This is a genomic window from Providencia sp. PROV182, assembly GCF_028480325.1.
Taxonomy (GTDB): Bacteria; Pseudomonadota; Gammaproteobacteria; order Enterobacterales; family Enterobacteriaceae; genus Providencia; species Providencia hangzhouensis.
The window spans coordinates 174,539-195,087 of sequence record NZ_JAMPOL010000009.1 but is presented as its reverse complement, the minus strand read 5'-3'; the positions used below and the strand labels follow the sequence as shown (position 1 = coordinate 195,087).

The following is a 20,549-nucleotide window of genomic DNA, read 5'->3' as shown; positions in this document are numbered from 1 at the left end:
CATTCGATAAATGGATTAAATGAAGATTGCTGGTGAGGGAAAGATAAAACCGTGACTGATAAATCAGTCTATAAGGCGAAAGATTTGTGCTTGCTCGGGATGTTGCATCGCATAGTCACGAAGTTGGTAAAAATACTCTACCAGCACAGAACTCTCGGTTTTAAACGACCAGATGCTATACACCATTAGACAGACTGCAATACCGGCTGCCTCCGGGCTTAACTCGGCTTCATTTCCGTTATGCGGGTTAAACATTTGCAGGGAGGGTTCGAGCATATCAGGCCAGATAAATGCGCCGCCATTAGACAGCATACTGAACTCCCAGAAGGCTCCATGATAGACCTCACACATCTTATCCATCAGATTAAAGATATCGCCTTCTAAACGCTGCCAATCAGGTACTGTGCTGAAATAGAAACGCCAGAAGGTACTACGACCACGGGAATTGACGAGGTTGGTTTTGATAACCGTTGATTCTTGCTCTTGTAAGGTAAACATAATAGAACTCCAATTCAGTCGATATTGATAGACAGTAATAAGCAAAAAAGCCCTACACCTTGCGGTACAGAGCTTTCTAGAAATGATAGGTATATTGAGTATCATTTTTAGTGACTCATTCTGATGATTGATTCACTAAAATAATATAGATATAAAAATAAATGTAAGTTAATTAATGGGTTAGTCTGATGATGCTTTTATAATGAATCAGATAATACGAAGGCGTAAATAAGGACGTGGTTAATCGATTAGATGGAATATGGCGGAACGTTCTGGGTGTTGCGCCGCATAATCATGCAATTGATAAAAGCGATCGACGAGGATGTCACTTTCCGTTTGAAATGACCATAAACTGTACATCATCAAACACACGGCAATGCCTGCGGCTTCACAACTGACGTTGGCTTCGTTACCGTTATGTGGGTTGAACAGCGTCAGTGTCTCTTGAGGTAAATCGGGATAAATAAAGGCGCCACCATTAGATAAGGTGCAATATTCCCAATACCCACCCAGATAGTCATCACAAAACTGCCCCATAGTGGTAAAGATGACCACTTCAAAGGTGGTTCAGCCTTTCACGCTTCCGAAGTGGTTGATCCAAAAATCCAGGCGTTGCTCATCGGGAACGAGTGTCATTGTAATTGCACGTTCAGTTGAATTATTCATCAGTTGATACTCCAAGAAAAAGAGATAAAAAAGCGCCAATCCTGTTAAGGACTGACGCTGAGAGTGATAATTAATGGGGTAATGTAAGAGGTTAAAAGAACATTCTCCACAGGGATTTAGCGACGGATACGATACTGTTTTTAACGGTGCTAATCGTACTTCTTATCAATGGTGGCAAGGGAATGATATTGATTAAGGTATCCACAATATCACTGACACATTGACCAAAATCGTTACGTGCGGCGTTCTCCACCGATTGCGTCCGGTAAGCGCTGTTCAGTTGCCTAGCTACACCGCTACTGGCTTTCGCCGGTAACGCCTGTATTAATTGCTTTGCTAACTCAGTGAGTTGGTAACCTTCTGCCGCAGAAACCGTCATCACAGGATGATGTGGCTTAAAGGCGGTTACTACGGCTTGTTGCTTCAGTTCCAAGTTAACCATTTGTTCTGAGGATGGCTGGTGGTTGTGTTCATCCCACTGGCGACAGGGCTCTATTTTGTCGGCTTGGTTCAACACAAATAGAAAGCGGTTTGGTTGATAACCACATTGCTCCGAGAGAAAGCGATAACACTGTTCATCTGAGGACCATGCTCTATCATCGGCCTTGAGTACCCAGATGATTAAATCCAGTTCCGGTAATAAGTTACGGTATAGCTGGTGGTACTCTCTATCTCGCTCAAGGCTTTCTCCCACACCGGGTAAATCAACAAAGGTGAGCACATGGTTGTTCATCGTCATACTGAAGCGCTGAGCCTGCCGTGTGCAGCCTGAAACATTACTCACAGGTGATAATGACGATTGGAATAGTGCGTTGATAAGACTGGATTTTCCCGCTCCCGTTTTGCCCATCAAACCGATGGTGGGGGAGTAATTGATGAGCTGACTGAGTTGGTTAAAAAATAACGTTTTAAATGAAAAGGGAAAGGCTGCGAGAGCCTTCTCCAGTTCAATATGTTGATTCATACAAACTCCTTGAAAATAAATTTATCATTATTCAAGGTAATAATATATATTTGAAATTATTTTAAATTTTTCTTTTCAACTAACAGTATGAGTTCTTCGAGCGGATCCCGTGGTAGATCAATCTGATCAATCATCGCCTCGATAATTTCGTTAATATTTTTATTATGATTTTTGGCTATTTTTTTTAATTTTACCATTGATGATTTGGAAATATACGTATTCAGTACAGCCTTATCTTTAACACCATCACGATATTTTTTTTGGCTCCAAGCTTTTCTTGTTTGAGATAGAAAAAGCTTGACAGCTTCCACACTTGAAAAAATAGCCCAATAATCAAAACAGGAAATAATCAATTTCCATTTTTCATTTTGAATAAGAACATTAACATCATCATCAACAGCAATATTGGCGCGGATCAACCTCTCGGATATCCATTTTAACGCTTCAGTTTTTTTTGACAAAAATGAAAAAGGATCTGGATACTCTTTAGTAATAGATAAAGCTTTATCTCTCATTTGAAAAACTATTGCATTAAAATCTTTAGGAGTCATAACTAAAACTATAAAATCCAAAAAGCAAACAATATAATGAAAAGGTGTATTTTTACCCATTATTGGAATAAAATTTAAAGGTGAATAATTATACACTCCAGTCATAATTGATTTATAATCATTTTCTATAAGGTGTTTATTATACGATTTCATGAGAAAGTTTAAGATAACAAATGATATTCTTTCATCCGTTAAAAAAGATAATTGTTCTATTGGGATAATCTTTTTCTCTATCGTTCTGAGATAATAATCAACATTTTTAAATCTATTCCCGACATGCTGATTTAACTCACTAAGTAATGTACACACATTCTTATTCTTTGCCTCAGATATCATTTTATAAAGCTCATTAGGCGACAGTGTTTTTTCTGAAAACATATAGAACAGAACAGCATAATATTGTCTGCACTCCAAATAATTATCATTGACATTTATATTTATCATTTATTCTCCACGTAGTATTTTTTGCATATATTTACATAGTATTTTACGTAGTGTTTAAGGTGTCATTGTACTACATGAAAACCCCTATTTATGTGCTAAAACTCACGATAACTGCACTAATTATTATTAGAGTAAAGGCTAATCTTTAGATAAGTTAATATCAGAGTTGGCTCTCCTCAAAAAGAAGCGGCTCATTGTGGTTCAAAAACGCGCTGTCACGGGCATTGATGATAAGATAAAGAAAGGCTTTATCGTGTTGGTATAGTATTATTTTTATAAAGATAACTAGCATCACTACCACACTTAAAAGATTAAACATTACCCTGTCACTGACTCACCTATCCATATATTCATCATCTTGGTTAAATGATGAATGCCTATTTTTAACAACATCACTTCTAGATATGAAATAAAACCAACCACAGGTATTAATCATGTCTAGTTACACCTACAATGATCATTACATTCAAAAGATAAACCACACTATCCGTAAAGCACTTTTAATTCACAATCGTGTTACTGCTGTTCGAGTTGACTTACGTTTCCCATCTGAAAATATATTTCACTTTAACGATTCAAAGGTCATCACTCGATTCTTTGAATCGTTAAAAGCCAAAATAAATGCTGACCTAAAACGTAAGAATAAAATATGGAAGCGTAACCACATATGCCCGTTATCTTATGTCTGGGTCAGAGAGTTCGGTGAGATAAACAACAAAAAACACTATCATGTTCTTTTGCTGTTAAATAAAGATGTTTATTGGGGGTTAGGTGACTTTGTTAAAACTGAAGGGACGCTTTATGCATTAATACAGCAAGCATGGTGTAGTGCTATTGGTGTGAACTACCCTGCGGAGCGTTATTTAATTCATATTCCAGATAATTCCATAACGTGGCTAGATAATAATAAACCCAATAATGAAAGCACGATATTCGAATTAAACCAGCGCTGTCGCTACTTAGCCAAAGAACATACAAAATATTATGGTGATGGTGAGCGTTCTTTTGGGTGCAGCCGTTAATCTACCAATAAAAAACATGAGGGGGATATCTTTTGCAAGAGAGATATCCCTAAACATTTATCGATATCCCTTCTGCCTTTTAACTTTAAAGACAGGAGTCCTTTCTCATGACAAATCCAATTGAAACATCAACGACCACAGCGCCATCATCTTCTTTACTGAATGACCAATTTATCGATATGAAATTCATTACAAAGCTCACAGGCTTAACGGATAAGTGGTTTTATAAACTCATTCAAGACGGTGAGTTTCCCAAACCAATCAAACTAGGTCGTAGTTCTCGCTGGCTGAAAAGTGAGGTTGAACACTGGTTGAATGAACGTATCACCGCTTCTAGAGGTTAAGTATTATTAATTTAGTCAGTTACAGCGATTTTTTACAACTCAATTACAGAATTAATTACATCGTCACCAGTCAGCGTTATTTGAGTGTATTCCAAAATATTGATGATACGGACGGACTTCCATTGGTCTGATAATACCGACCGTTCCCATTGCGAAGATGAACATCAATTCAGTCGGGATATGAGTATCCTGATGTTAAGTCTCTCAGAATATCCCGGAGTAATAGGTTATGCCTGGGTATTGGAAGAAAGCCCTGGTGGTAAATTACATGCTCATGCAGCCATCTACGTCAATGGCCAGCGGCATTGTAAGAAATGGGGCTTTCAGGATGTAACAGAACGCCTGTGGAGAGCCGTGACTGACGGAGAAGGGGATATCTACCACTGTCCTGATAAAAGCGATTATCGATACGCTATACGCCGTCCGGTACACTTTGATGATTATGCTGGTTGTAAGGCAATGCGTTACGTGGTGAACTATTTAGCCAAAGCCGAGCAGAAACCCTTTGACCCGATTTACCATATCTCCCGTCTACCTGATGTGAATGATAAGCCGATAGGTCGTCCTCGTTCCCGTCATCGTTAAGTCAGCCATAGGGAATGCTGTAGCAGCAAGGGGCTGTATGATGATCTCTATGGCCCTTATAGCCGTTTATTGTGGGACACCGTGCAAGTTTAACCCTTGCCTTAATAAAACGCTCAGAATGGCGCTGAGCGCGTTATTCACACCCATTACTCCTCTTCAGCCGTCACTTTGCAGTTGCTGTAGACCGTAGCGTGGTCGGTGCCGACAACATAGGCAATGACAATTGGACTGTTGTTACTGGGATCGACTTCCTGACGCAGATTAACCCGTCCATCCTCCGACGTATGGTAATACCCGATACCGTCATATTCCGCTTCGCCATAACGGGTTTCAGCCCCATTATTACTGTCCTGCTCAAACACACAACACACCGGAGAGAAACAATGAACATTTACAATCTGAATGAACTGGAGCTCGGTATCGCTGAATTACCTGATGGCCGCCTGACAAATGCCTTTAAAGAGCAGGAGCGCTGGCAACCGGCACTACCCATTCCCTTTTACTGTCCACACTGTCACTTACCGGTGTATCTGGACCGCCGTAAACGGCATTTTTTCTTTGCACACCCCGTTGATAAGAAATACCTCGATTATCCTGAGGTAAACGCGGCTATCAGTTATCTGACGCGACAATCTCAACAAGCTGAACAGTTCTCCGAGCTTCATCCCATAAAGCCCATCACGGAATGGTATTGCGTCTGGTGTCGACGGTTTTACACCAGCCAGCAGCGACCAGTCAGAAAGTGCTGCCCGAAGTGCAGAGAGGGGATTTACAGCATACCTGCTTCTCAGGTCACCGAAAACCACAGCTATTTTCATTACGCGCTGAATAATCAGGGTATTGAATCGTTGGTACGCACCCCATTGCTGCGGTTGACGGACCTCACTGAACCGAATGTTATCGATGAGGCGCAATAAAAAAATACAGCAGTCCGTTATTGTCTGAAGGACGACTGACACCACGCATTCCCCACCTCAGTCGCCTTCTCCTTTTCATACTCAGGAGACAAGACAATGACGATGATTCAAACAACCCCAACCACCAGCCTGCTGAATGACCAGTTCGTTGATATGAAATTTATCACTCAGTTTACCGGGCTTACGGATAAATGGTTCTACAAGCTCATACAGGACGGTGAGTTTCCCAAACCGATTAAACTGGGACGCAGCTCAAGATGGCTGAAAAGCGAGGTTGAACAGTGGCTACAAGCGCGCATTGATGAATCGAGAGAGGGCAACTCCGCCCTTGGATCCTAAGGCACTAGCGCGAGTCGCCGAGCATTTTTCATAGCATACCCACCCATTACCCACCAACTCAATTTCAACCACACCTGGTGCGATTGAATGCGCTCTAGGCAAAGCGACGCCCTAAACATACGAACCTGGCTCGATACGCATGCAGGCACAGCTCAGTGGTCTTCTAAGTTTCAAGGTGGGTTGCCGAGTGTGAATCCTGAATGTTGGGTACTCAGAACGTTTAGTTTAAATTTTACAGAAGGAGCACACCCATGCTTAAATTACATGAAGTCAAAATGTCGCTAGCCTTAACGCAGAACAATCGTTTCGCGGGAGCCACCCAAGAACCGAGTTATTCACGAGAAAACTATTACTGTGCTCACTGCGGTGAGCCCGTCACACTGCACAAGACGCCAACGGAGTCATGGTTTACCCATTCTGATCCTCAGAGTGCAGAGCACTGTCCGCGGGTCATCAGTAAGATCAAGAACTTAGAAGACAAGGCACGACTGAGCACACAGGTTAGGTCAGTGTCCCCTATTTTAAAGATCACGGATTGGTTTTGCGTGCAGTGTCGTGAGTATTTTACAAGTAATCAAAAATGTTGCCCGAAGTGCCATGAGGGGATTTGGTGTATTCCTGCCCAGAATGTTTATAGATAGTTTAATTAAAGACTATTTTACACGAGTTTATTTGGGTATAATACCCAAAACTATTTGTACAAATTAAGAATTATCAGTGAACAGGTAGCTGTAAGCCCGGGGCGGTAGCGTACCCAAATAATGATATAACCACTTCTGATGCTCTTTTTTTGAGGTTAAAAATACAACTAGTCACTTCAAGATAAAAATATTAGCTACAGCTACTGGTAGCTTTATTGGTTCTGCTGTTGTTCGTCATATTGTTAATAATCTCTTTCATGGTAATAGCTATTTAGAGCCTATCTCAATAGGGGTTAATTACTGCATAGAAAATATATTATCGATATAACAAAAACCTTATACAACCTGACTTTTAAGCATTGATATGGCTGGGTAAGTTCATGAATTTAGCTCCTATTGATGATAGGCTCTTAGCATATTTCTAAATTATTTTTTACAACATAACATTTTGAGAAATTATATTTGTGCTCACTAAAATTAACTTTATCACTAAGATAAATGCAAAAATAAAAAGCAATCCCAATATACAAAAAATAGTGAGTAATAGTAGTTGGTTATTACTTGATAAATTTGTCAGGATGGGGTTAGGGTTAGCTGTTAGCGCATGGGTGGCTCGTTATTTAGGACCGACACAATATGGTGAATTAGCTTATGTTTTAGCGTATTTAGCTTTTTTTCAAGCTGTATGTACATTAGGTATGGATGGTTTAATAGTCAGAGATATCGCTAAAAATAAAAACAATGCAGGGGAAATTCTAGGGACAGTATTTACACTAAGAATTATTATTGGCTTAATCTGCTGGTTTTGTGCCGTTGGCGGTATGGTTCTTTTGAATGGATGGAATAGTCAAAGTGTATATATCACAGCTCTTGCGGGGGCAACATTAGTATTTCAAGCCGCTGATACCATCGACTTATGGTTTCAAAGTCAAAGTCAAAATCGTCGTACAGTAATCGTAAAACTTACCGCATATATAATTTCAAATGGTATTAAAATTGTCTTAATTCTCAGTAGTGCCTCTATTCTTGCTTTTTCGGCAGTCATTACATTTGAAACATGTGCTGTCGCCTGTGGCCTTTTATATGCATACAAAAAATATCCGTGCCCAAATCAATGGGTAAAAATAAAACAACGTGCACAAATACTTTTAAAAGAATCATGGCCGTTTATAATTAGTGGGCTTTCAATCATTTTATATATGAGAGTGGATCAACTGATGATTAAAAATTATTTAGGCGATAAAGAGTTAGGTATTTATGCAGCAGTGTTACCTTTAGCTGTGATATGGCAATTTATTCCAATGACTTTATCAGTAAGCGTAGCTCCGCTAGTAGCACAAAGTAAAGCTAAAGGAGATGATTCATTCTATAAAACTTTAAAACAAATTTTTCGTATTTTTGCAATGTTAGGTTGGTTAGTTTGCATACCTATTGCAATACTTTCTCACTTTATCGTTCAAGTTCTTTATGGTGATGCATACATAACTGGAGCACCTGTTTTAACCATAATAGTATTTACAAATATATTTATTAATATGGGAGTAGCTCAAAGTTTATGGATTGTAAATGAAAGAAAATCTAAATTGAGCTTATACAAAACAATAATAGGAGCTGTAGTTTGTATTGTATCAAATATAATTCTCATTCCATTATATGGGATTATTGGGGCAGCTATCAGCGCAGTATTAGCCCAGTTCTTCTCTGCCGTATTTGCCAATATATTTCTATCACGCAAGATACTAATACTTCAAATAAAAAGTTTATTACTTTTAAAATAAAAAAACATGAAAAATACAAATTTAGCGCCAATCATATTATTTGTATATGCAAGACCTATACATACACAACGTACAATAGATGCATTGTTATTAAATTCAGAAGCTTTATTATCTGATTTAATTGTTTACTCCGATGGTCCAAAGACTGAAACTGATGAAAATGCAGTAAACCAAGTTCGTAATATTATAAAAAACTTAAATGGATTTAAATCAGTTAAATTAATTGAGCGAATACAAAACAATGGACTAGCAAAAAATATTATTGATGGAGTTAGTGAGGTTTTAAAAAAATATAAAAAAGCTATAGTACTGGAAGATGATATAATTACATCACCATATTTTTTAAATTTTATGAATACCGCGCTAGATAAATATGAAAATAATAAACATATTTGGCATATTAGTGGTTGGAATTATCCATTAAAAAATGCAGAACAGCTCCCAGATGCATTTTTCTGGCGTGTTATGAATTGTTGGGGATGGGCAACTTGGTCTGATCGTTGGGCCTATTTTAATAAAAATCCGAAGCAACTAATTGATACATGGTCTGAAACCAAAATAAAATCATTTAATCTTGATAATACATATGATTTTTGGTCACAAGTAATTGGAAATGAAAATAGAACTCTAAATACATGGGCAATATTTTGGTATGCCACAATTTTTGAACATAATGGATTGTGCTTAAACCCAACACAAAGTTATGTTTCTAATATCGGTAATGATGGTAGTGGTGAAAACTGTGGAAAAATAGATATTTATAAAACGTCATTAAATAATAAAAATGATATTAGTTGGCCAGATACTTTCAATGAAAATAAAATTATTGTTAATAAAATTAAGAAATTTTACTATTCAACTGGGCCAAATATACTTCCTCGTATAATTAGAAAATTAAAAAGAATATTTTTATCATGAAAATCCTTCATATTTCTCACTCAGATTTAATCGGTGGTGCAGCAAGAGCAGCTTATAGGCTCCACATGGCTCAACTAGATTTAGGCATTGACTCTCAAATGCTTGTTAGAAACAAATTATCTGACCATTGGTCTATATCTGGTCCATCTACCAGATTTGAAAAATCTTGTAATTTATTTCGCTCCCCCATTGGTCATTACATTAATAAATTACAACGTTCCCATAACGTTAACTTTCACTCTGGTGATTGGTTACCATCACGTTGGGCAAAAAAAATTAATTCTAGCAATATTGATATAGTCCACTTACATTGGGTGGCTGGTGAAACTATGTCTATTGAAGATATTGGTAGAATAAAAAAACCTATTGTATGGACATTACATGATATGTGGCCATTTTGTGGTACTGAACATGTGACAAATTATGATGAAAATGCACGTTGGAAAATAGGCTATTCCTCCAGTAATAGAAATAATTTAGATAAGGGGCTAGATTTAGATAAGTTGGTTTGGTTACGGAAAAAAAAAGCATGGAAAAAACAGTATATGCACATAGTTGCCCCAAGTAATTGGATGGCTGAATGTGCAAAAAATAGCATTTTATTTAAAGATTACCCAATCATAATAATTCCTAATGCACTAGATACTGATATCTATAAACCTTTAGATAAATTCTTTTGTCGTAATTTATTAAATTTACCGCTAAATAAAACAATTATTTTATTTGGTGCTATGGGTGGAGGAAAAGATCCAAACAAAGGATTTGATCTTTTAATAGCATCACTGAATTATTTGTCACAGACAATTGATAATAAAAAAATTATGTGTTTGATTTTCGGACAAAGTAAACCTCAAGAATTTACCAATTTACCTTTTGAGACAAGATGGTTAGGACATGTACATGATGATACGACATTATGTTCAATATATAATGCAGCAGATATAATGATAGTTCCATCTAGAACTGAAAATTTACCACAAGCAGCAACTGAAGCACATTCATGTGGAACCCCCGTTGTTGCATTTAATACTACAGGGCTAAAAGATATTATTGAGCATCTAAAAACAGGATATCTGGCAAATGCATTTGATTCCAGAGATCTAGCATCAGGAATTAAATTCATTTTAAATGAAGAAAATATTCAGTTTTCATTAAATGCTAGAACTAGAGCTACTACATTTTACTCTCAACGTATTGTAGCTAATCAATATTTAGCTTTATACCAATTGTGTCAAGATGATTTTTATCAAAGAAAAGGCTCATATGAATTTAAGTAAATACTTGGTTATAATATTAAGTTCTATATTTTTTTGGGGAGCATTATCTACAACTTATATTTTGGATTTTAAATACCCATTGCCCTTCGAAATCTTAGCATCCTCTATACTAGATTGGTTTTTAACCACATTAGTATTTATAATTATAATGCACATATATAAAAAAAGAGTAGAATCATTAAATAACTTTTTTTCAATCAATGTCAGAAAATCATTAGAAAGAAAAAAGCATTACCTTTATATAATAGTATTAATAGCATTCCTATACTTTTATTTTAGATTAAACTTGATTCTTGATGGTGCAACAAGAGAACAACTTGTATTTGATGAAGACTCAAGTAGATTTATGATGTTAGCATCTCCATTTTTTGTTGTAATGTGTGCAATCTCAATATCTTATCAATATAACTTTAAAATCATAATTGCTTGTTTATTAGGCGTTTTTTTAGTTAGTGCTTATAATTTATCTCGCTCAGAATTTGCCAACTTAATATCTTTAATAATATTATGCTTATCTTTAAAAGGTCTATCTTTCAAGGTAATATTGAAACTCATTATTTTTTCAATATTAGTTGTAATAATAGCTGGAATCCTTACAATTTACCAAGGACGAGCAGATACTATTAATAGCTCGATTACTGGTATCTTAAATGCATTTTTTAAATATAAAGCATTCTCCTTTTATTTAGCTGAGTTTTCCATTGAAAAAATAAGCAACGATATTGAGCAAATTTTGTATCCTTTTTTTGGTTTTTTTATTGAGCGATTTTTAATTATAATCGAACCAATTTCTAACCCTATTTCTGTGTATGATGCCGACTTTATATCTGAATTTCATAGACTAGGTCCTAATAATGCTTATGATGGAAATGTTCTTTATCCTTGGTGGTCTTGGTTCTATGGAGCATTCGGAATATTCGGGATATTAATAAAATCTATTTTTACTCTTATTGTACTTATATTTTTACTGAAATCTAAATTTAGATTTTTAACATTATACACTTTATATTTAATATTGTTTGTTTCTTACTTTAGGCATCCAATATTGAATGTAGCATCTGCATATGCAATTATTTTATTTTTAATAATGGATTTGTTAATTATCCTTTCTGAAAAAAAAGAATGCATTTATAGAAATAATAGGTAATAAAACTAGCATTCAATATTTGTATTATTACAATACCATTATCAATATATTTACAATGGTTAAAACCCGAAGTTTTCTCAATATATAAAATAATTATCAATTACAATTCCTATAGAATAGATGAATTTTCTTCTTTAGGAATGAGATATAGTGGAATATTAGAACAAACAGGAACAATGGGTTCCACTATAATAGGTTTATTTTTCTTATTACACTATGTAATTGAATCTATTTGGAGTAAAAAAATATCGAGTTTGAAATTAACTATTATTACTTTATTTTATTTATGCGCATCAATGCTAGTTGGAAAAAGTGGTTTTTTAATCTTTTTTATATTTTCATTTCTATTATTAATTGGTAATTATGTTAGATTAGATATCAAATCAATCATAAAATTGATTACAACGATAGCAATAATCGCAGTATTTTGTTACTCTATAATCTACTACCTTGCAATTGAACTAAAAATAAATGGGTTAATGTATTTTCGCGTACTTAATGACTCTGGGTTTGACGGATTACTTAATCACACATCAATGAAAGTATTACTTAGTTTTTATGATTTATTTTATTATTATCTAAACCTATCTATTACTAATGGGGGTTTATTCGGCTCACAGAATGCTACTGGATTATTATATATAATACAGAAAAACCATTAATAAGAGACTATAATGAAAATTAAAAGAAAAAATATAAGTATAATAACCGTGTGTTTTAATAACTACTTGGGGCTAAAAAAAACATTTGATTCCATCGTTGACTCTATATCTGATGATGTTGAATACGTTATCATAGATGGAGGTTCTACAGATGAAACCATAGACTACCTAAATAACATATTTCACCATAATCAGGATAAAACTATCATTTGGGTTAGTGAGCCAGATAATGGTATATATGATGCTATGAATAAAGGCATAGCTATGGCGTCAGGCACTTGGCTTATATTTATGAATGCAGGAGATACCTTTTATGCACACGATACTTTAGAAAAAATCATACCTTCTTTAGATAAGAAAAAAGCTATAGTTTATGGTGATATGTTTTATAATGGAAAAATAGTTCCTGCTGAAAATATAAGTATATTAAAATCTGGAGTTATTATGGCTTGTCATCAATCCATGTTCTTTAATAAAGAGCTTATAGGCCAAGATTTAAAATATAATTTATCCTACCCTATCTATGCAGACTATGAATTAGTAGTTAAAATTACAGAAAAAAATAAATATACGACTACTCATATAAAAATTCCTGTTTCAATTTATGAAGGTGGAGGTGTTTCAGATAAAATATCAAAACAAAAACGATATGATAAATATAAAATAGTGTATAAATACTACGGATTTTTAGGAGTATACAACAGTTTATTTTATTGGATCAAAAATAAGATAAAACGAAAGATTAAAATGAGATAGTTATGACCACTGATAACCCATTAGTATCTATAATTATACCGAATTATAACAATGCCATTTATTTAGAAAAATGCATAAAAAGCATTCAAAATCAAACGTATAATAACATAGAAATTATCATCGTGGATGACTGTTCTACTGATGATTCAATGTTAGTATTGAAAGACATGGAAAAAAAGTACAGCAATATTCACATTTATCAGAATAAAATAAATAAAGGAGTTTCTTTTTCAAGAAACTTTGGAATAAGACAATCTAATGGTGAATACTTTTCTACTCTAGATCCTGATGATGAATATTATTCAGATAAAATTGAATTAGAAGTAAAAAAGATAATTTCTAGCTCTGATAAAGATATTATCGTATATTCAGGCTTTAACAGTGTAGATGAAAATTCAAATCCAATTCCATTTAAAACAAAATTAACTAAATTTAACTCAGCGAATGGTTGGATACACAAAAAACTTTGCTATATGGTTATTCCAGTACCTAGAGATATGCTAATGAGAAAGGAACAATTCATGTCTGTGGGTGGTTTTAATGAATCAATGTCTTTATATGAGGATTGGGATTTTAAATTAAGATTAGCTGAAAAATATAAATTTTTCTTTAGTGGTTCAAAAGGTGTAAAATATAGAAGACATTCTTCTGGTTTATCTTCAGTTCACTTTGAAAAACACTTTCAGATAATGATCGATATCTTCAATAAATATACTAAAAAGCCAAATGTAACATTATTTAAGATAATAAATGATAAAAAGATAACATCTAAAATCGTAAAAAGCATATTCTATTTACCATTTATTAATTTTATTTTTAAATAACTAAAAATTGAGACAACCATATAGTATTGCGGGAGATTTACAATGAAAATAGCTTTAATTACTGGTATCACAGGTCAAGATGGTTCTTATTTAGCAGAATTTCTTCTTGAGAAAGGATATGAAGTTCATGGTTTAATACGTAGAGCTTCATCGTTTAATACTGAGCGTATCGATTCTGTAGTTAATAACAATGAACAAATCAAATTACACTACGGCGATTTAACGGATACATCTAATTTAATTCGTCTTGTTAAAGAAATACAGCCAGATGAGATTTATAACTTAGGTGCTATGTCCCATGTTGCCGTCTCTTTTGAATCGCCAGAATATACTGCTGATGTTGATGCGATTGGAACGCTAAGACTTTTAGAAGCCATTCGTATTAATGGATTAGAAAAGAAAACTCGCTTTTACCAAGCTTCAACATCTGAACTTTATGGCGAAGTACAAGAAATCCCACAACGAGAAACGACACCATTTCATCCTCGTTCCCCCTACGCTGTTGCCAAATTGTATGCTTATTGGATCACAGTAAACTACAGAGAATCATATGGTATGTATGCTTGTAATGGTACTTTATTTAACCATGAATCTCCCAGACGTGGTGAAACTTTTGTAACTCGAAAGATAACACGAACTATTGCAAATATTTCTCAAGGGTTAGAACAGTGTTTATATTTAGGTAATATGGATGCACTCCGTGACTGGGGTCATGCTAAAGACTATGTGCGTATGCAATGGATGATGTTACAGCAAAAGCAAGCGGATGATTTTGTTATTGCAACAGGTAAACAAATTTCAGTTCGTGAATTTGTTCGTATGTCTGCAAAAGAAGCGGGTATTGAGCTAACTTTCAGTGGTACTGGTGTCGATGAAATAGCAACTGTATCTTCTGTAAATCATGATATTGCACCACATGTTAGTGTAGGTGATGTGATTGTCCGCGTTAGCCCTAAATTCTTCCGTCCTGCTGAAGTCGAAACTTTATTAGGCGACCCAACTAAAGCTAAAGAAAAACTAGGTTGGGTACCTGAAATTACAGTAGAAGATATGTGTAAAGAAATGGTTGCTTCCGATATTGAGAAAGCAAAACAACACGCTTTACTTAAAGCCAATGGCTTTGATGTATCTATTTCTTTAGAAAATTAAGGGATAATACGTGAGAAAAACAGTTTTTGTTGCTGGCCATAATGGTATGGTTGGCTCTGCAATCGTAAGACAGTTACAAAATCGTAGTGATATTGAGCTGATCACCCAATCCCGTAGTGAATTAGATTTAACAAACCAAGCTGCTGTCGATTTATTTTTTAAAAAAAATAAAATTGATGAAGTTTATTTGGCAGCTGCAAAAGTTGGTGGAATTCATGCTAATAATACCTATCCTGCAGACTTTATTTATGAAAATTTAATTATTGAATGCAATATTATTCATTCCGCACATAAAAATAATGTTCAAAACTTATTATTTTTAGGTTCTTCATGTATTTATCCTAAATTAGCCGAACAACCAATGTCAGAAAGCGAACTTTTAACAGGTAGACTTGAAGCCACTAATGAGCCCTACGCGATTGCAAAAATTGCAGGGATCAAACTTTGTGAATCTTATAATCGACAGTATGGTCGTGATTACCGAAGTGTCATGCCAACCAATTTATATGGTGAAAATGATAACTTTCACGCGGAAAATTCACATGTTATTCCGGCATTAATGCGCCGCTTCCATGAAGCGAAACTGAATAATGATAAAGAAGTCATTGTTTGGGGAACCGGAACACCAATGCGTGAGTTTCTTTATGTTGATGATATGGCTGCAGCTTCAGTGTATGTGATGGAACTAGATAAAGAAACCTATCAAGAAAATACCCAGCCAATGCTGTCACACATTAATGTTGGAACAGGTGTCGATTGTACGATACGTGAAATGGCAGAAACAATGGCGAAAGTAGTTGGATTCACAGGAAATATTACCTTTGATAGTAGTAAGCCTGATGGTACTCCACGTAAATTAATGAATGTATCTAGATTAAAAGATCTTGGATGGTCATATTCCGTTGACTTAGAATCAGGGCTTACCCAAACCTATCAGTGGTTCTTGAAAAATCAACAAAAATTCCGCATGTAATAAAAAATAGACATATAAATATGACGCAACGATTAGATATAGAGACTTTTAAAACTATCGTTGCATCTACCCCTTTAGTATCTATTGACCTAATTATTTGTAATTCAGAAAATCAAGTGTTACTAGGGTTACGAAATAATAGGCCTGCACAAGGCTATTGGTTTGTACCTGGAGGGCGTATTTGCAAAGATGAAACATTTGAGGTTGCTTTTCAACGTTTAACTGCTAATGAGCTGGGTATTATTCACCATATAAAGGACGCAACATTTATTGGTTCATACCAGCACCTTTATCAAGATAATTTTTCTGATGAAATATTTACAACTCATTACGTTGTATTAGGTTATTTAATAAAGCAAGACATTAAACTCAGCAAATTACCAGTAGAGCAACATAATAACTATAAATGGTGGGATATTAACAAACTATTATCTTCCACCGACGTTCATGAGAACACAAAAGCTTATTTTATCAATAACCCATATCATTCATGGTAAGTAAATTATGTTATTACCAGTAATTATGGCAGGAGGCTCAGGTAGTCGACTATGGCCATTATCTCGTAGCCTATATCCTAAACAATTCATTAGTTTGACCAGTAAGAAAACGATGCTACAGGAAACTGTAGGGCGGTTAGATGCACTCAAACATAAACCTCCAATGTTTATCTGCAATGAAGAACACCGATTTATCGTTGCTGAACAGTTAAGACAAGAAAACTATAAGCATAGTGGCATAATTTTAGAACCCGTAGGCCGCAATACTGCTCCCGCAATTGCTCTAGCAGCAATTAAGGCCCTGCAGTCTGGAGATGATCCTTTACTATTAATCCTAGCCGCTGACCATGTTATTCAAGATCACCAAGCTTTCGCTCAAGCAATTGAGCAGTCGATAAATGCTGCTGAGCAAGGAAATTTGATTACTTTTGGTATAGTACCTACATGCCCTGAAACGGGTTATGGTTATATTAAAAAGGGCTATGCTACCAATAATAACATTTATACCGTTGATAGTTTTGTTGAAAAGCCTGATTTAGATACAGCAAATAACTACTTTGCTAGCAAAGAATATCTTTGGAATAGCGGTATGTTCCTATTTAAAGCCTCGTGTTACCTCAACGAGCTGAGAAAACATTGCCCTGATATTTTAAGCTCATGCGAATTAGCAATGAATAACTCTCTTCATGATTTAGACTTTATTCGTATAAAATCTGAAATCTTTAGCACCTGCCCTGATAATTCTATTGATTATGCAGTTATGGAGCATGCTAATAATGTATTAGTGGTACCTATGGATGCAGGCTGGAGTGATGTTGGCTCATTCAGTTCTCTTTGGGAAGTTTCACCTAAAGATAATGAATCTAATGTCATTATCGGCGATGTTCTTATCGAAAATACAACAAATAGCTATATCTACTCACAAAACAAATTAGTTTCTACTGTAGGTGTTGATAATTTAGTCATAGTGGAAACCAAAGATGCTGTGTTAGTAGCAAATAAAAATAATGTGCAAGATGTAAAAAGCATTGTTAATCAGCTAAAAAAAGCAGGCCGCCCTGAATGTGAACAACATCGTGAAGCATACCGCCCATGGGGTACTCACGATGATATTGCGGAGGGAGAACGCTTTCATGTCAAGCATCTCAAAGTAAAACCAGGCGAAAAAACGGCATTACAATTGCATTATCATCGTGCTGAGCATTGGGTTGTTGTACAAGGAACAGCAAAAGTTACTAACGGCGATAAAAGCTTTATTTTAAGTGAAAATGAATCCACTTATATTCCTATTGGTGCTCACCATCGAATTGAAAATCCTGGTAAAATTGATTTACATTTAATTGAAGTACGGTCAGGTAATTATTTACAAGAAGATGATATTATTAGGTTAGAAGAATATGGCGGAAATAAATAATGAAAGTTTCCATTATTACTGCTACATATAATAGCAGTAACACCATAATTGACACACTAAAATCCCTTGAGAATCAATCATATCCGAATATTGAATATATTGTTGTTGACGGGGCATCAAAAGATAACACGCTGGAAATAGTCAAGAAATACAGTACAAAAATTTCTAAAATTATATCTGAGCCCGATAAGGGAATATATGATGCTCTAAATAAAGGTATCGACGCTTCTACAGGTGATATTATTGGTTTTCTTCATTCCGATGATATTTTTGCATATTCAAATGCTATTGAAGATTTAGTTAATACCTTAATTAACGAACAGTCCCATGCCATTTATGCAGATTTAGAATATGTTTCAAAAGAAAATACATCTAATGTAGTTAGACGATGGGTCTCCGGTAATTATAAGCATTCAAACCTTAAAAAAGGCTGGATGCCACCACATCCAACCTTTTTTATGAAAAGAAATCTCTATAAACAATATGGTAGTTTCGACCTTAATTTCAAAATATCAGCTGATTATGACTCCTTATTACGTTATTTATGGTTAAACAATATTTCCGTATCATATCTTCCAAAAGTAGTCACTAAAATGCGAGTCGGCGGTGAAAGTAATCGTAGTTTTTTAAATATATTAAAAAAGACTAAAGAAGACATTTTAGTACTTAAAAAAAACAATATCTTTTGGATATACCCTTTGCTCATGAAAAACCTATCCAAATTACCTCAATTTATTAAGAAATAATGAATATGCTATCTAGTCTAGATATAATAAAAATCTCGGGCATACAATTTGGCACAAGCGGCGCTCGCGGTTTAGTAACTCAATTTACAAATGAGTCCTGTGCAGCTTTTACTCATGCCTTTATTAATAGCATCAAAAATAAATTTGAATTTGATAAAGTAGCCATTGCAATCGATAATCGCCCGAGTAGTGAATTTATCGCAACTGCATGTATTGATGCGATTAGGCAACAAGGAATGGAACCACTATATTACGGTGTCATTCCAACTCCCGCTCTTGCATATACTGCAATGAGAAACAACATTCCTTGTATTATGATCACTGGCAGTCACATTCCGTTCGATAGAAACGGATTAAAATTTTATCGCCCTGATGGAGAAATTACCAAAATTGATGAAATAGAAATATTAAATAATAATTCTCAATTTCAAATATCTAATGAACTATCATCTACTTTGTTAGTAAACTCATTAGCGACTGATGAATATATTAACCGTTACGTTTCTATTTTTGATGAAAAATTGCTAGCTGGAAAGAGAATTGGTATTTATGAACATTCCAGCGCAGGGCGTGATATTTACTCTATTTTATTCAAAAAACTTGGCGCTGATGTTGTTTGCCTAGAACGTAGTAACCACTTTGTACCGATTGATACCGAAGCAGTATCCGAAGAAGATAAAAACAAAGCTAAATTGTGGTCTGAACAATACAAGTTAGATGCCATATTCTCGACCGACGGTGATGGCGATCGACCCCTTGTTGCTGATGAAAACGGTGAATGGTTACGTGGCGATATATTAGGTTTGTTATGTGCATTAGAAATGAAGATAGAAGCACTAGCGATCCCTGTTAGCTGTAATACCGTTATTTCTTCTCATGATGCTTTTAAGTGTGTGAAACAAACCAAAATTGGCTCTCCATATGTTATTGAAGCCTTCTCTGACTTAGCGAAAGACTACAGAAAAATAGCTGGTTTTGAAGCTAATGGTGGCTTCCTTTTAGGATCTAATATTGAAATAAATGGCAAGCAACTATCAGCGTTGCCTACAAGAGATGCTGTCTTGCCTTTCTTGATGTTACTATCCGCCGCAAAAGAGAAAGGTATTGCCAAATTAGTCACAGCATTACCACAGCGCATAACTTTTAGTGATAGAGTGCAAAATTTTGCTACTGAAAAAAGCAAATCTATTCTCGAAAAAGCAAAAGAGAACCCACAGCATTTATTACAACATTTAGGTTTTGGTGACGAGCAATTACTCGACTTAAATACCATTGATGGACTAAGAATGACATTGTCGAATGGCAATATTATTCATCTAAGGCCATCTGGTAATGCTCCTGAACTAAGATGTTATGCAGAAGCTAATGATCATGAAACAGCACAAGCTATTGTTTATCGATCTCTAAAAAACATTCAAACTTTCTCTGGCTTTTAAT

At 35.0% G+C, this 20,549-nt stretch carries 22 protein-coding genes and 1 pseudogene; 18 read left to right on the top strand and 5 right to left on the bottom strand.

Annotated elements, in window-relative coordinates:
• Positions 1-63 precede the first annotated feature (63 nt).
• The 4 genes and pseudogenes from PR834_RS07885 to PR834_RS07870 all read right to left on the bottom strand — a co-directional run bounded on the left by PR834_RS07885 (position 64) and on the right by PR834_RS07870 (position 3,123).
• Complete coding sequence (locus tag PR834_RS07885; protein ID WP_014656724.1) at positions 64-498, bottom strand: antirestriction protein; 435 nt, start codon at positions 496-498, stop codon at positions 64-66.
• Between the two features lie 240 nt (positions 499-738).
• Positions 739-1,164, bottom strand: a pseudogene (locus PR834_RS07880) (antirestriction protein).
• A gap of 91 nt (positions 1,165-1,255) precedes the next feature.
• A complete protein-coding gene (locus PR834_RS07875; RefSeq protein WP_014656722.1) occupies positions 1,256-2,128 on the bottom strand; it encodes a GTPase family protein in 873 nt (290 codons plus the stop codon).
• Between the two features lie 56 nt (positions 2,129-2,184).
• On the bottom strand, positions 2,185-3,123 hold the full coding sequence (locus PR834_RS07870) for a hypothetical protein (protein ID WP_060561596.1): 939 nt from the start codon (positions 3,121-3,123) through the stop codon (positions 2,185-2,187).
• Between the two features lie 434 nt (positions 3,124-3,557).
• On the opposite strand from PR834_RS07870, the gene PR834_RS07865 reads away from it, so the two are divergent.
• From PR834_RS07865 to PR834_RS20385, 3 genes are all read left to right on the top strand, one after another.
• The gene (locus tag PR834_RS07865) at positions 3,558-4,145 is read left to right on the top strand and encodes an inovirus Gp2 family protein (protein WP_014656720.1); all 588 of its coding nucleotides are present in this window, start codon (positions 3,558-3,560) and stop codon (positions 4,143-4,145) included.
• Between the two features lie 107 nt (positions 4,146-4,252).
• On the top strand, positions 4,253-4,489 hold the full coding sequence (locus PR834_RS07860) for a helix-turn-helix transcriptional regulator (RefSeq protein WP_014656719.1): 237 nt from the start codon (positions 4,253-4,255) through the stop codon (positions 4,487-4,489).
• Positions 4,490-4,843: 354 nt separating this feature from the next.
• Complete coding sequence (locus PR834_RS20385; RefSeq protein ID WP_324187617.1) at positions 4,844-5,074, top strand: hypothetical protein; 231 nt, start codon at positions 4,844-4,846, stop codon at positions 5,072-5,074.
• A 146-nt stretch (positions 5,075-5,220) separates the two neighbouring features.
• On the opposite strand, the gene PR834_RS07850 is transcribed toward PR834_RS20385, so the two are convergent.
• Positions 5,221-5,436, bottom strand: coding sequence for a hypothetical protein (locus PR834_RS07850; RefSeq protein ID WP_014656717.1), 216 nt, complete (start codon positions 5,434-5,436; stop codon positions 5,221-5,223).
• A gap of 21 nt (positions 5,437-5,457) precedes the next feature.
• Between PR834_RS07850 and PR834_RS07845 the strand changes: the two genes are divergently transcribed.
• The 15 genes from PR834_RS07845 (at position 5,458) to PR834_RS07780 (ending at position 20,548) form a co-directional block, all read left to right on the top strand.
• Positions 5,458-5,991, top strand: coding sequence for a putative zinc ribbon protein (locus tag PR834_RS07845; RefSeq protein ID WP_041705068.1), 534 nt, complete (start codon positions 5,458-5,460; stop codon positions 5,989-5,991).
• Positions 5,992-6,087: 96 nt separating this feature from the next.
• A complete protein-coding gene (locus PR834_RS07840) occupies positions 6,088-6,330 on the top strand; it encodes a helix-turn-helix transcriptional regulator (RefSeq protein WP_014656715.1) in 243 nt (80 codons plus the stop codon).
• Positions 6,331-6,581: 251 nt separating this feature from the next.
• Positions 6,582-6,971: a putative zinc ribbon protein gene (locus PR834_RS20415; RefSeq protein ID WP_014656714.1), complete on the top strand. Its 390-nt coding sequence runs from the start codon at positions 6,582-6,584 to the stop codon at positions 6,969-6,971.
• 464 nt (positions 6,972-7,435) lie between these two features.
• Complete coding sequence (locus PR834_RS07835) at positions 7,436-8,749, top strand: flippase (RefSeq protein WP_272536570.1); 1,314 nt, start codon at positions 7,436-7,438, stop codon at positions 8,747-8,749.
• A gap of 6 nt (positions 8,750-8,755) precedes the next feature.
• Positions 8,756-9,667, top strand: coding sequence for a hypothetical protein (locus PR834_RS07830; RefSeq protein ID WP_272536569.1), 912 nt, complete (start codon positions 8,756-8,758; stop codon positions 9,665-9,667).
• A complete protein-coding gene (locus PR834_RS07825; RefSeq protein WP_014656710.1) occupies positions 9,664-10,944 on the top strand; it encodes a glycosyltransferase family 4 protein in 1,281 nt (426 codons plus the stop codon). Before PR834_RS07830 ends, PR834_RS07825 begins: the two co-directional genes overlap by 4 nt.
• The gene (locus tag PR834_RS07820; protein WP_014656709.1) at positions 10,931-12,091 is read left to right on the top strand and encodes an O-antigen polymerase; all 1,161 of its coding nucleotides are present in this window, start codon (positions 10,931-10,933) and stop codon (positions 12,089-12,091) included. The genes PR834_RS07825 and PR834_RS07820 overlap by 14 nt, the downstream gene beginning before the upstream one ends.
• 674 nt (positions 12,092-12,765) lie before the next feature.
• Positions 12,766-13,509: a glycosyltransferase family 2 protein gene (locus tag PR834_RS07815; RefSeq protein ID WP_272536567.1), complete on the top strand. Its 744-nt coding sequence runs from the start codon at positions 12,766-12,768 to the stop codon at positions 13,507-13,509.
• A 2-nt stretch (positions 13,510-13,511) separates the two neighbouring features.
• Entirely contained in the window at positions 13,512-14,333 is an 822-nt protein-coding gene (locus PR834_RS07810; protein WP_014656706.1) for a glycosyltransferase family 2 protein, read from the top strand.
• Between the two features lie 42 nt (positions 14,334-14,375).
• A complete protein-coding gene (gene gmd / locus PR834_RS07805) occupies positions 14,376-15,482 on the top strand; it encodes a GDP-mannose 4,6-dehydratase (RefSeq protein ID WP_014656705.1) in 1,107 nt (368 codons plus the stop codon).
• A 10-nt stretch (positions 15,483-15,492) separates the two neighbouring features.
• A complete protein-coding gene (fcl, locus tag PR834_RS07800; protein WP_041705062.1) occupies positions 15,493-16,455 on the top strand; it encodes a GDP-L-fucose synthase in 963 nt (320 codons plus the stop codon).
• Positions 16,456-16,475: 20 nt separating this feature from the next.
• Positions 16,476-16,952, top strand: a complete 477-nt coding sequence (locus PR834_RS07795; RefSeq protein ID WP_014656703.1) for a GDP-mannose mannosyl hydrolase — start codon at positions 16,476-16,478, stop codon at positions 16,950-16,952.
• A gap of 7 nt (positions 16,953-16,959) precedes the next feature.
• On the top strand, positions 16,960-18,366 hold the full coding sequence (locus PR834_RS07790) for a mannose-1-phosphate guanylyltransferase/mannose-6-phosphate isomerase (RefSeq protein ID WP_014656702.1): 1,407 nt from the start codon (positions 16,960-16,962) through the stop codon (positions 18,364-18,366).
• Positions 18,366-19,112 (top strand): glycosyltransferase family 2 protein, encoded by a 747-nt coding sequence (locus PR834_RS07785; protein ID WP_272536565.1) that lies wholly within the window; start codon positions 18,366-18,368, stop codon positions 19,110-19,112. The genes PR834_RS07790 and PR834_RS07785 overlap by 1 nt, the downstream gene beginning before the upstream one ends.
• A 5-nt stretch (positions 19,113-19,117) precedes the next feature.
• Positions 19,118-20,548 carry a phosphomannomutase gene (locus PR834_RS07780; RefSeq protein ID WP_014656700.1) on the top strand — a complete coding sequence of 477 codons (1,431 nt, stop codon included), beginning with the start codon at positions 19,118-19,120 and terminating at the stop codon, positions 20,546-20,548.
• Position 20,549: the final 1 nt, after the last annotated feature.

Excerpts from the sequence above, each read along its gene's own strand:
- PR834_RS07885 (WP_014656724.1), bottom strand. The coding sequence starts at position 498 with ATGTTTACCTTACAAGAGCAAGAATCAACGGTTATCAAAACCAACCTC.
- PR834_RS07875 (WP_014656722.1), bottom strand. The coding sequence starts at position 2,128 with ATGAATCAACATATTGAACTGGAGAAGGCTCTCGCAGCCTTTCCCTTT.
- PR834_RS07870 (WP_060561596.1), bottom strand. The coding sequence starts at position 3,123 with ATGATAAATATAAATGTCAATGATAATTATTTGGAGTGCAGACAATAT.
- PR834_RS07865 (WP_014656720.1), top strand. The coding sequence starts at position 3,558 with ATGTCTAGTTACACCTACAATGATCATTACATTCAAAAGATAAACCAC.
- PR834_RS07860 (WP_014656719.1), top strand. The coding sequence starts at position 4,253 with ATGACAAATCCAATTGAAACATCAACGACCACAGCGCCATCATCTTCT.
- PR834_RS07845 (WP_041705068.1), top strand. The coding sequence starts at position 5,458 with ATGAACATTTACAATCTGAATGAACTGGAGCTCGGTATCGCTGAATTA.
- PR834_RS07840 (WP_014656715.1), top strand. The coding sequence starts at position 6,088 with ATGACGATGATTCAAACAACCCCAACCACCAGCCTGCTGAATGACCAG.
- PR834_RS20415 (WP_014656714.1), top strand. The coding sequence starts at position 6,582 with ATGCTTAAATTACATGAAGTCAAAATGTCGCTAGCCTTAACGCAGAAC.
- PR834_RS07830 (WP_272536569.1), top strand. The coding sequence starts at position 8,756 with ATGAAAAATACAAATTTAGCGCCAATCATATTATTTGTATATGCAAGA.
- PR834_RS07825 (WP_014656710.1), top strand. The coding sequence starts at position 9,664 with ATGAAAATCCTTCATATTTCTCACTCAGATTTAATCGGTGGTGCAGCA.
- PR834_RS07820 (WP_014656709.1), top strand. The coding sequence starts at position 10,931 with ATGAATTTAAGTAAATACTTGGTTATAATATTAAGTTCTATATTTTTT.
- PR834_RS07815 (WP_272536567.1), top strand. The coding sequence starts at position 12,766 with ATGAAAATTAAAAGAAAAAATATAAGTATAATAACCGTGTGTTTTAAT.
- PR834_RS07810 (WP_014656706.1), top strand. The coding sequence starts at position 13,512 with ATGACCACTGATAACCCATTAGTATCTATAATTATACCGAATTATAAC.
- gmd (WP_014656705.1), top strand. The coding sequence starts at position 14,376 with ATGAAAATAGCTTTAATTACTGGTATCACAGGTCAAGATGGTTCTTAT.
- PR834_RS07795 (WP_014656703.1), top strand. The coding sequence starts at position 16,476 with ATGACGCAACGATTAGATATAGAGACTTTTAAAACTATCGTTGCATCT.
- PR834_RS07790 (WP_014656702.1), top strand. The coding sequence starts at position 16,960 with ATGTTATTACCAGTAATTATGGCAGGAGGCTCAGGTAGTCGACTATGG.
- PR834_RS07785 (WP_272536565.1), top strand. The coding sequence starts at position 18,366 with ATGAAAGTTTCCATTATTACTGCTACATATAATAGCAGTAACACCATA.
- PR834_RS07780 (WP_014656700.1), top strand. The coding sequence starts at position 19,118 with ATGCTATCTAGTCTAGATATAATAAAAATCTCGGGCATACAATTTGGC.